The following is a 12395-nucleotide window of genomic DNA, read 5'->3' as shown; positions in this document are numbered from 1 at the left end:
AAGGAGCAACGCCTTGCTCCAACCTTTGTTAACCTTAAATCTAATACTATGAAAAACACATTGCAAAGATACGGACTTCTGTCAACTTTGCAAATAATCCAAATAAAAAGAGATGTTTTATAACATCAATTAAGTGTTTGTATTACCCTTTATACGTTTGTTAATGGTTCCCGCGTAAATATGGGGGACCATTTTTACTTTTTTTCAAGGGATAAGATTGCGAATAATCGAGTGATTTATAGCATACTCACAGTTTTATTTTCTATTTTTGTTCTCAATCAATCTATCGAATACTATGAACACAATGCTATGCCAGCTAAAGAGCCTGTTGTTATTGGGAGTCCTGCTTTTTGCCAATGGAGCATTCGGACAACCGATGATCTGGGATGATACCTCTCCCGAAACGATCGTTTTCGAACTGACTAACAAAGAGGCTTTGAAACTTCTCAAAGGCAAACTCCGACAGAAACAATGGGATAAAATACAGCAGACTCCTTTTGCCCGTTTCACGGATACTTGGAGCAATCCTCCGGTCAAAGGGCATTTTCTGCTGGCTGATGTAGAGCGGAACGAAGTTCATTACCGTTATGCTCCGGTGATTCCTTTTCATGTTTTCCTTTTCAAGGAGTATGGTGTACTCACCTTGCAGGTGGTTGATGCCGGGGAAACTATCAGGAAAGATGCCAAAGTGCGGGTAGGCAGCAAGGCTGTTTATTACGATGAAGACAGTCAGACGTATACTGACGATAACTGGTCGCAGAAAGAACAGCATATCCTGACGGTTGAAGTGGATAAGTTTCGTGCGGTATTCGATTTGAGGAAACACCTTGTACCACCCTGGTATAAAAATGATTATGGGCGGCAAGATGCACCGGAGTTTTATAGTTACCTGATTACTGACAAGAATAAATACAGACCGGGCGAAACTGTCCGTTTCAAGTCTTATGCTCTCTCCGAACATAAACGTCCTCTGAAACAGGAACTTTCATTGTGGATGCGTGTCGGTTCTTCCTGGCGTGACTATAAGAAGATAATGTCCGTCGTCCCTTACCATCCGGGAGGCTTCGCCGGAGAATTCCTGTTGGCGGATTCATTGAACCTGAAGCTCGATCAGAGATATACTGTACAGCTTCGTGATAAGCGGGGACGCATCGTAGCCTCCACCAATTTCAAATATGAAGACTACGAACTGAACGGAAACAAGTTGTTGGTGAAGCTGGCTTCGAATGTGCAATATGCATCGCAGAGTAACCGCATGGATATCAGTGCAACGGATGCCAACGGACTTCCTTTGCGGGAGGTGAATGTAGAAGTGACTGTCGGCAGACAGCAGGTACTGAAGTCGTATGCGCAGATACTTTCTTTGCCCGATACACTGATGTCCGTGCAGGCGGAACTGGATGCTTCCGGGAAAGCTTCGGTAGATATTCCTGCTCGGATATTCGGAGCTTCCGATTGCTTCTATACGGTGAATGTAGTTTTGCTTACGGCAGACAATAACCGTTTGGAGCAGCAGAGCAAAGCGACTTTCTACTATTCGTGCTATGATATGCAGTGCACTACGCAGGCGGATACTATTTGCTTTTCATTCTTCGACCTGGGAGTGGAGCGTCCTGTGGCGGCCGAACTGACCTATGGTGAAAAGAAAGAAGTGAAGAAAGTGCGTTTGCCCTATCGCGAACCGTTCAATCAGGCGGTGACGGACTATCGTTTCAAAATACCGGAAACAGGATATGAAACGACGATTGCTTCCGCCGCACTTGACTCCAAACTGGAACTGAATGGCGGCATAGAAAAAGATTCGTTCTGTGTCTCCCTTTCCAATCCTTTGCAGCTGGAACTTTCCTGGTATGTGTATCAAGGCAACCGCCTGTTGCAGAAAGGTTCGGGAAAAGAGATGGAACACAAATCCGGAGAGATCGATCCCTCTTCCGTCTATTACGTAGAAGTATTTTATTTCATGGGGGATAAGGAATGTATGTTGAAACGCTCGTACACTTCACCTTCCGAACGGCTGGTGATTGAATCTGATTTGCCGGAACGAGTGTATCCCGGTCAGAAAGTGAAAACAAAATTGAACGTGACCAATATACAAGGGCGTCCGGTATCCAACGTCGATCTGACAGCTTTTGCGGTCAACACGCAGCTGGATTATCACGTACCCGATTTACCCTATTACGGGAGTGCACCCCGTCCGCGCGAGCAACGAGCTTCCTACTCAATGAAGCAAAAAGAGTATCTACATACCGGCACATTGGATTATCAGCATTGGAACCAGTTGCTTCATTTGGATAAGTTGCCTTATTATCAGTTTGCTTATCCTTCGGGAAATCTGTTCCGTCAGACGGTTGATACACCGGATGGAACCACCCAGTTTGCTCCTTATGTGATGCTGAACGGGCGGGCGGTGAATATCTATGTGATTGAGCAGAACGATGTTCCCTGCTATTTTTCGTGGACGGAACAGCCTAAGCAGTATTCTTTTCCTGTATTGCATCCGTCGGGAAAGCAGAAGATAATGTTGCGAATGCACGACAGGGCTTTCATCATTGATTCTCTGGCTTTCGACCGGGGCAAGAAAACGATTTTAAGTTTCGATATGAATCAGTTGCCGCAAGGAGTGGAAGTAGTCTGGTTGCGGCAGAGGAAAGGGAAATATGATGAGTATAAGTTTACTTCGGAAGAGAAGAAGCGTTATGAACGGTATCTTTGCCGTCTTCCGGTGATGGATGGGGCGGTATATACTTCGCTCGAACATAATGGAAAGCTGTTTCCGGTTTCACTCATGGAGCTGTCGCGCTACAAGAAAAAGATATTGGCAGGTCCTGTGGAGCCGGGACCTTGGAAATATATGAATGGTGTGTTGTATCGGCATGAGGGAGGTTTCTCTTATGAATTCGAGGGCAATGTGGTTTATAAATATAAGGATGAGGAACTGTGCCCGGCTTATCTGAATTTTTCGTCTGTGGCAAAGATTCCGACTTTGAATGATTACCATTTATCACCGGAAAGATTCCGTAGTCTGGTGGCCGAACTTCGCAAGGGAAAGAGTTGGCATCCCACCCGGATTTATTTCTCCCTGCCGGATAAGACGTTGAATTTCCGGCTTCCGGAAGAAAAAGATTCTACCGGAGTGGCTAACTTGCTCTTTAAAGACTGCACTACCGGAGAACTGGTTTATCCGGATACTTTGGTGCAAATGAATAGAATATATTCCAAGTTTCCTGCCGGAACGTATGATGCGATTTTGCTTTATAACAATGGAAAGTATCTGAAACATGATGCTCTGACGATACAATCATATACCTATCTGGATGTAGATATGGAATCTCTGCCTCTACACGAACGCGATTCGTTGTCAGCAGGGTGGCTCTTGCTGGGAAGAGGAATTGGCAGGATCGGTACAAACTTTCCTGGTCACAGGGAAATGAGGATCAGGCAGTATGTACGCAATTACGGCGGTAAAGTCTCCGGTTATGTGACGGATGCTACCGGAGAGCCTTTAATCGGGTGCAGCGTGGTGGTGAAAGGAACGACGGAGGGAACGATCACCGACATGGACGGATATTTCGAAATGGATTGTGACAGGGGAGGGGATCAGCTTTTGTTTAGTTATGTCGGCTTTAAACAGCAGGAGATGAGAGCAACTCCCGGAGCCAATCTGTTGGTTACTTTGGAAGAAGATAGTCAGGCGCTGGAGGAAGTGGTCGTTGTAGGATACGGCATGCGTTCAAGAACTTCGTTGACGGGGTCTGTTGCCGGATTAATGGTAGGTTCTTCTTCTTCTGCTGCTGCAACCGCACCTTTGGAGAAACTGGAAGAGCAAGATCAGAAAGCAAAAGAAGAAGCGGATAACGAACAGTTGTATAATGAACTGATGCAATTGAATGGCTTACGTAGGAATTTTTCGGATGTGGCTTTCTGGCAGCCTCGTTTGTTTACGGATAAAACCGGAACGGTACAGTTTGAAACAACTTTCCCCGATAATGTGACGAAATGGGAAACTGTCGTTTATGGCATGAACCGTCGTTTGCAGACGGGTACTTTCCGACGTTCCATCCGCTCTTACAAACCGTTGATGGCGGAGTTGAAAACTCCCCGCTTCTTGGTGGAGGGGGATCAGAGTACGGTGGTCGGGACTATCCGCAATTATCTGGATGGGCAGCACATAGCCGGAAAGACACAGTTCTGCGTCGGAACGGATACGTTGAAACGGCAGGAAGTGAGTTTCATGGAGGGATTTCATGAAACAGTGCCGATGCAGGCAGTTCATGCCGATAGCGTGACCATCAGCTATCTTTTCACTCGCGACGATGGCTATCAGGATGGAGAGGAATATACGATTCCGATACTGGCACAGGGAACTGAATTGGCGGAGGGCACATTGGGTATTCTGTCCGATGCAAAGACGGTTAAAGTGCAATCCGGCGAGGATGAAGAAGTGATGGTGAGTATCACTGACAATCAGTTGGACATCTATAAAGAATCAGTGAATTACTTGACAGGATACAAATATTTGTGCAATGAGCAGCTGGCATCCAAGTTAATCGGTTTGTTGGCTTACCAACAGTATATGCAGAGTAAGGGTGAAAAGGTGAAAGTAGATAAAGCAATTCGACCTATCATCCATCGACTGACGAATCATCAGAACAAACATCAGTTATGGTCGTGGTGGGGGAACTCTGAAAATACTTCTTTCTGGATGTCTGCGCATATTCTGCGGGCTTTGAAGATGGCGCAAGATGCAGGTTATCCTGTGGAGTTGAATCTGAATGGTTTGAAAGTGGAGTATGCTCATACGCGTCCTTATCGAGGAATGAAACTGGAAGATATAGAAATACTTCATGCTCTGCATGAGTGGAAAGTAGAGGCGGATTATTCTTCGGCAGTCAGATTATTGGAACCTTTCGTCCGGCAATTGGAACAGAAAGAAGACTCGTTGGCAAATAGAAACAAGTATTATCGTCCTCTTTCATACTTGAAAGAGAAGCTGCTTCTCTGGGAAATCAAGCAACAGGTGGATTCGGTGAATGTGGGTGATAGCGTACGTCCTTATCTGAAAAAGGATATGCTGGAAGGTGTTTACTGTGACGACGGACGGCGTACTTATTATTGGGAGGGAAATCAGATGATAAATACATTGATAGCCTACCGGATTATTAAAAATGACCCTTCCCTGTGTAAGTTGAAAGAAAATATGCAATTGTATATTTTGCGGACTAAGGAGCGCGGATGGAATACGTATCAGGCTTCTTCGGCTGTGGCAACTGTTCTGACCGATTTGCTGGCAGGTTCTGGAGGGATGTCAGGAACGTCGGTGTCTGTGAGCGGTAAGGATCATCAACGAATTACGGAATTTCCTTATCATGCCCGGCTGACAGCAGGCGACAGTCTGCTTATTTCAAAAACGGGAAAAGAGCCTTTATTGTATAGTGTCTATTCAATGAAGCGTGTGATGAATGCTCGTCAGAGTGATGCTTTCAAGGTGGAGGTGACTTTGGAAAAAGACTCTTTGGTGGTGGGTGTACCTGTTACATTGACAGTTACCTTGCAGGTGAAACAGGAGGGTGCGCAATATGTGATGCTCGAAGTTCCTGTTCCGGCAGGTTGTAGTTATGCCTCAAAACCTGTTAATTTCTCCCGTTCTGAAGTATATCGTGAGTATTTTAAAGAGAAAACTGTTATCTTTAGCGAAAAATTACCGGTAGGTACTTATCAGTTTACGGTTCCTTTGCTTCCACGCTTTACTGGAAAATATACGCTGAACCCTGTGAAAGTGGAACTGATGTATTTCCCGGTGGTGAATGCAAATAATGCGGGGAGAGAAATTTGGATTACAGAAAGAAATACAAAAGATATACGAAAGAAAGGGAATGATTGAAGCGATGAAATATACGAAGTGGATAACAGTCTTGTTTTGTCTTTTGGGCTTGGCGGCCTGTCGGCAGGATGCGCCTCGTTTCCGTATTGGGGTGGCCCAATGTAGCGATGACTCTTGGAGGCACAAGATGAATGATGAGATTCTTCGCGAAGCGATGTTTTATGATGGAGTGTCGGTTGAAATCCGCTCGGCGGCGGATGATAACCGTAAGCAGGCGGAAGATGTTCATTATTTTATAGATAAAGGAGTTGATTTACTGATAATTTCCGCCAATGAAGCGGCTCCCATGACTCCAATTGTGGAGGAGGCCTATCAGAAAGGAATACCTGTCATTCTTGTAGACCGGAAGATACTTTCTGATAAATATACTGCCTATATCGGTGCCGATAATTATGAAATAGGTCGTGCGGTAGGAAATTATATCGCATCAAGTCTGAAAGGGAAAGGGAATGTAGTGGAGCTTACCGGACTGGGTGGTTCCACCCCTGCCATGGAACGCCATCAGGGATTTATGGCTGCTATCAGCAATTATCCGGATATCAAACTGATTGATAAAGCGGATGCTGCCTGGGAACGTGAACCGGCAGAAGTGGAAATGGATAGTATGCTTCGCCGTCATCCGAAGATTGATGCGGTATATGCACATAACGACCGTATCGCTCCGGGAGCCTATCAAGCTGCGAAGAAAGCCGGACGTGAAAAGGAAATGATTTTTGTTGGCATTGATGCCCTGCCCGGCAAAGGAAACGGGCTTGAATTGGTGCTTGACAATGTGCTGGATGCAACTTTTATTTATCCGACTAATGGGGACAAAGTGATGCAACTGGCCATGAATATTCTTGAGAAGAAGTCTTATCCTCGCGAAACGGTCATGAATACTGCCGTTGTAGACCGCACGAACGCGCACGTTATGCAACTTCAGACTACCCATATCTCGGAACTGGATCAGAAGATTGAAACATTGAACGGACGTATCGGTGGGTATCTGTCGCGTGTAGCTACGCAGCAGGTCGTGATGTATGGCGGCTTGGTTATTCTTTTATTAGTAGCGGGATTGTTGTTGGTAGTCTATAAATCCCTCCGTTCCAAGAATCGCCTGAATAAAGAGTTGTCCGAACAGAAGAAACAAGTAGAGCAACAGCGCGATAAACTCGAAGAGCAACGGGATATTCTTGAAGAACAGCGTGACAAACTCGAAGAACAGCGGGATCAGCTTATCCAGCTTTCTCATCAACTGGAAGAAGCGACTCATGCCAAGCTGGTTTTCTTCACAAATATATCTCACGATTTTCGTACTCCACTGACATTAGTTGCCGACCCGGTAGAGCATTTACTGGCTGATTCGTCTTTGAGTGAAGATCAGCGCCGAATGTTATTGTTAGTTCAGCGAAACGTGAATATCCTTTTGCGTCTTGTCAATCAGATTCTGGATTTTCGTAAATACGAGAATGGAAAAATGGAATATACTCCTATTTCGTTAGACATTCTTTCTTCTTTTGAAGGATGGAACGAATCTTTCATGGCAGTAGCCCGGAAGAAGCATATTCATTTCTCATTCGATTATATGCCGGATACGGATTACCGCACATTGGCAGATGTAGAAAAGTTGGAACGCATCTATTTCAACCTCCTTTCCAACGCTTTCAAATTTACTCCGGAAAACGGAAAAGTAACTGTACGCTTGTCTTCCCTGACTAAAGACGATCATTGCTGGATTCGCTTTACCGTTGCCAATACCGGTTCAATGATTTCTGCGGAGCATATCCGGAATATTTTCGACCGTTTCTATAAGATAGATATGCACCATGCCGGTTCGGGTATTGGACTGGCATTGGTAAAGGCTTTTGTGGAATTGCATAAAGGTACCATCACGGTGGAAAGTGATGAAAAGCAAGGAACTATCTTTACCGTTGATTTGCCTGTGCAGACTTGCGAGACTGTTGTTTCTGAAAACTCTCCGGCATTCTCTGTGTCTGCTACTTCTGTAACCTCCACCGATGCTACAACCTCTGCCGTTGCTGGGGTTCCGGCAACTCCTGCAACTTCCGGTTATTCCGGTTCTTCGAGCTTGAATGATGCTTTAACTTACGAAGAAGAGGAATTGGAAAAAAGTTACGACTCTTCCAAACCTTGCGTTCTGATTATTGATGATAACGCTGATATTCGCTTATATGTGCATGGATTGCTTCATACTGATTATACTGTTATAGAAGCTGCAGACGGCTCGGAAGGTATTCGTAAAGCTATGAAATATGTCCCGGACTTGATTATCTCCGATGTAATGATGCCCGGAATGGATGGAATTGAATGTTGTCGTCGCTTGAAAAGCGAATTACAAACCTGTCATATTCCTGTTATCCTATTGACAGCTTGTTCTTTGGATGAACAACGAATTCAAGGGTATGATGGTGGTGCAGATTCTTATATCTCCAAGCCTTTCAGTTCGCAATTACTATTGGCACGCGTTCGTAATCTGATAGATTCACACCGCCGCCTGAAACAGTTTTTTGGTGACGGACAAACGTTGGCGAAAGAGGATGTCTGTGATATGGATAAAGACTTTGTGGAAAAATTCAAAGCTTTGATTGAGGCAAAGATGGGAGATTCAAATTTGAATGTGGAAGACTTGGGTAAAGATATGGGATTAAGCCGTGTGCAACTCTATCGCAAAATCAAATCCCTAACTAATTATTCCCCGAATGAACTGCTTCGTATAGCTCGTTTGAAGAAAGCTGCTTCCCTGCTTGCTTCGTCGGATATGACAGTGGCAGAGATAGGTTATGAAGTTGGTTTTAGTTCTCCTTCTTATTTTACTAAATGTTATAGAGAACAGTTTGGAGAGAGTCCGACAGATTTGTTGAAGAGGAAAGGATAGGATAGAATCTGCAAAATTTGGTGGTGAGCATTTATCTGTTTATACTTCTATGGAATTCATATGATAAAAATAAGAGGTAAGGAAATCTATTGACATACCTTACCTCTTATTTAATTCAGTATATGATTTACTGTATATTTATTAATTCATAATCAACTTATTCGTTTTTGGCTTATTCCACCATCTTTGGTTCTCTTGACCTCCCGATGTTACCCATTGTTCAAAGTCTGGATATGCTTCCAAGAAGTTTACTTCTTCTCTGGCATGATGTAAAGATGCAGGTACTTTTAATCCCCATATAAAGTTGTCTTCATTTACATAACTTTCGTTGCTGTTATAATAAACCGGGCTATAACCTTTTAAGTGGATTTCTTGTCCTTTATTAGTTTTTGCAATATAAAAGTCCATTTTACTGTCTTGTAGGCTTTTAACGTTAACAGGTGAGTTGAACACCAAGTAAATGGCCATCATTTTTTTAGGCTTTGTTTTTTCATTTACCTCCGTATTATAATACTTGTATCCGTTAGGAATGGCCGGTTTCTTTAGTGAAATAATCAATTCCCCTTTTGGGCCTTTTAGGATTTTGATATTTTCAGCCTCTTCAGGATTGTTACGCTCAAGATACATTTGAGTTTCTTCTAAATCAAGTTCATTATATTGTACTTCTGCCAAGCGGATATAAGGATTGTAGTCATATATACCTCCTATAGCTCTGATTTGGAATCCTATCATTAAGTATTCTGCATAACATTGATTGTGACTCCAATAAAAACCGTCAATTTGGAAATTATACCATGCAACAAAATCATTAAAATCATAATCGCCTAAAGCTGGATACATATCTTCGAACATAATAGTTCCGTTGCCATATCCCGGATAATTGAAGATGTTGTTCGTTTCAACTTCTTTATTAGCTCTTGTGGTAACTCTGGATAATGCCGTAGCGTTAGCAGGTACTACTATAGAAATAGTACCATTACTTTCAACAGGAACAGTTTGTATTTCAGAGCCATTACCATATTTTACATACACATTTTTTATATATGCAGGAATTTCAATTGGGAGTTCCAATTTTGATGTGTTGGCATCGACATCCATTCGAAGCATCAAAGCCTCTTCATTGCAATTTTCTTCTAGAAATACAGAAATAGTAGCAGTTGATTGACTGGCAATTTTCACTTTGGCATTTTGAGAACCTTTCCAGTCGAAATCGGCAGGTACTTCCAAGTCAGTCATTTTCTTTTCTTTCTCGGGTTGTTTACTTTCATCATAAAGGTTCTTCTCACAGGAGCTGAAAGCCAGTGCTCCCAATAAACAAGAAGCGAACAGGATAGTTTTCTTTTTCATAACAGCAGTGCTTGTTTTGTTAATAATAGGGTTGCTTTTAATGGGTACAAAGGTCGGGATTATTTGTAAATAAAGCAAATAAAGTTGCATATTTTATTTGAAATGCTTTTATTATTTGCAAATTCTTTTCTTTTTATCTAGTTTTGGAACTGAAATAAAGTAATGTTTGAGTGATGAAAGATTATAAAGTAGATAAGGCGAGCCTTTCCGCATCCTTTTGTCAAGAGGTGTATCAGGTTGTCCGAGAAATTCCGGTAGGTAAAGTTTCTACCTATGGGGGAATTGCCGCATTATTGGGAATGTCTCAATGTTCCCGTATGGTGGGGCGTGCTTTGAAACAGATTCCGGATGATTTATCTGCGCCTTGTCATCGGGTTGTCAATGCGTCGGGACGGCTTGTTCCGGGTTGGACAGAGCAGAAACAACTCTTGTTGGAAGAAGGGATCTCTTTCAAACAAAATGGATGCGTAGACTTGAAAAAGCATCTTTGGAATTACTCCGTACCTGAATGAAATTTGCATATTTAATCTATTTTCCTTACCTTTGTGCCAACAATATGCAAGAACAGACTGTTATTTATTTATGAAAATACTGTTTTCTACTGTTCATTAAGAGGATAATCTTATCAAATTCTATTCCTTTTAAACTACTCTGTCTGTTTTTTTTAACCATTTAAAAAACGTCGGACCGTCATGTTATCATGTGACATGACTGAACCATGCGAACATTCAACTTGTTTATCGTAAGTGAGAATAAGGAATGCGGCAGTTGAAAACAAAACAAATATTATAATCTAAACCAATATATTATATGAGTAAAATAGAAATAAAGGATTTGTACCTTATCTTTGGTAACGAGAAGCAGAAAGCCCTCAAGATGTTGAAAAAAGATAAGAGTAAAGAGGAAATTCTGAAAGATACCGGTTGTACGGTAGGAGTGAAAGATGCCAATCTTTCAATTAATGAAGGAGAGTTTTTCGTGATAATGGGACTCTCGGGAAGTGGAAAATCGACATTACTGCGTTGTATCAATCGTCTGATACGTCCTACTACCGGGCAAGTGCTTGTAAACGGAGTAGATATATCTAAAATTTCCGAAAAAGAATTATTGCAGGTTCGTCGGAAAGAGCTGGCGATGGTTTTCCAGAATTTCGGTCTGTTACCTCACCGTTCCGTATTGAGCAATATCGCGTTCGGCCTCGAACTTCAGGGAGTGAAGAAAGAGGAACGTGAGAAGAAAGCAATGGAAAGCATGAAGCTTGTCGGATTGAAAGGATATGAAAATCAGATGGTAGGCGAGCTTTCCGGTGGAATGCAACAGCGTGTCGGACTGGCTCGCGCTCTGGCTAATAATCCTGAAGTGCTTTTAATGGATGAGGCTTTCTCTGCTCTCGATCCTCTGATTCGCGTACAGATGCAGGATGAACTACTGGCCTTGCAATCAAAGATGAAAAAGACGATTGTTTTTATTACCCACGACTTGAGTGAAGCAATTAAGCTAGGTGACCGTATTGCCATCATGAAAGACGGAGAAGTGGTGCAGGTAGGTACTTCGGAGGAAATCCTGACTGAACCGGCTAACGATTATGTAGCCCGTTTTGTTGAAAACGTGGATAGGAGCAAAATTATTACCGCCTCTTCTTTAATGATTGACAAACCGTTGGTGGCCCGTCTGAAGAAAGAAGGTCCCGAAGTATTGATTCGTAAGATGCGTGCGAAGAATATCACCGTATTACCTGTCATAGACACCGATGATAAACTGGTCGGAGAAGTACGTCTGAACGACTTGCTTAAGTTACGTAGCAAACAGGAAAAATCCATTGAAACGATTGTGCGTACAGAAGTACATTCTGTGTTGGAGGATACGGTGTTGGAGGATATACTTCCTCTAATGACAAAGAGCAATTCACCGGTATGGGTGATTGATGAGACGCGCGAGTTTTTAGGAACAATCCCGCTTTCATCCTTAATCATCGAAGTGACCGGGAAAGATAAAGAAGAAATAAACGAAATAATTCAAAACGCAATAGATTTATGATAAATATAGGACAATATATAGAGATGGCCATCAATTGGATGATGGTACATTTTTCCACTTTCTTTGATGCCGTGAATGCGGGCATCGGTAGTTTTATTATAGGATTCCAACACATACTTTTCGGAATACCTTTTTATATAACCATTTTGGTACTTGCTGCACTCGCATGGATGAAAGCAGGACGCGGTACGGCAATTTTCACCGCATTGGGATTATTACTGATCTATGGAATGGGATTTTGGGAGGCTACTATGC

5 protein-coding genes and 1 pseudogene are annotated in these 12395 nt (G+C 42.8%); 5 read left to right on the top strand and 1 reads right to left on the bottom strand.

The features are described 5' to 3' along the window. The first annotated feature begins 295 nt into the window (after nucleotides 1–295). Nucleotides 296–5881, top strand: a complete 5586-nt coding sequence (locus AB5217_RS24375) for a carboxypeptidase-like regulatory domain-containing protein (protein WP_368112677.1) — start codon at nucleotides 296–298, stop codon at nucleotides 5879–5881. A gap of 4 nt (nucleotides 5882–5885) precedes the next feature. After that, nucleotides 5886–8756: a substrate-binding domain-containing protein gene (locus AB5217_RS24370; RefSeq protein WP_316931800.1), complete on the top strand. Its 2871-nt coding sequence runs from the start codon at nucleotides 5886–5888 to the stop codon at nucleotides 8754–8756. Between the two features lie 141 nt (nucleotides 8757–8897). Here AB5217_RS24370 and AB5217_RS24365 read toward each other — a convergent pair whose 3' ends face one another. Further along, nucleotides 8898–10193 carry an LruC domain-containing protein gene (locus tag AB5217_RS24365; protein ID WP_004311733.1) on the bottom strand — a complete coding sequence of 432 codons (1296 nt, stop codon included), beginning with the start codon at nucleotides 10191–10193 and terminating at the stop codon, nucleotides 8898–8900. Nucleotides 10194–10276: 83 nt separating this feature from the next. Between AB5217_RS24365 and AB5217_RS24360 the strand changes: the two genes are divergently transcribed. The 3 genes and pseudogenes from AB5217_RS24360 to AB5217_RS24350 all read left to right on the top strand — a co-directional run. Continuing rightward, complete coding sequence (locus AB5217_RS24360; RefSeq protein ID WP_004307078.1) at nucleotides 10277–10615, top strand: MGMT family protein; 339 nt, start codon at nucleotides 10277–10279, stop codon at nucleotides 10613–10615. Nucleotides 10616–10913: 298 nt separating this feature from the next. Beyond that, nucleotides 10914–12140 carry a glycine betaine/L-proline ABC transporter ATP-binding protein gene (locus AB5217_RS24355; RefSeq protein WP_032843840.1) on the top strand — a complete coding sequence of 409 codons (1227 nt, stop codon included), beginning with the start codon at nucleotides 10914–10916 and terminating at the stop codon, nucleotides 12138–12140. After that, nucleotides 12137–12395, top strand: a pseudogene (locus AB5217_RS24350) (glycine/betaine ABC transporter); the annotation flags it as partial. The gene AB5217_RS24355 and the pseudogene AB5217_RS24350, both read left to right, overlap by 4 nt.

Source organism: Bacteroides sp. MSSM.1001136sp1_RTP21357st2_D2_RTP21359_211015 (assembly GCF_040913205.1).
Lineage (GTDB): Bacteria > Bacteroidota > Bacteroidia > Bacteroidales > Bacteroidaceae > Bacteroides > Bacteroides ovatus.
The sequence above is the reverse complement of the archived record's forward strand: the minus strand, read 5'-3'. Positions and strand labels throughout refer to the sequence as shown.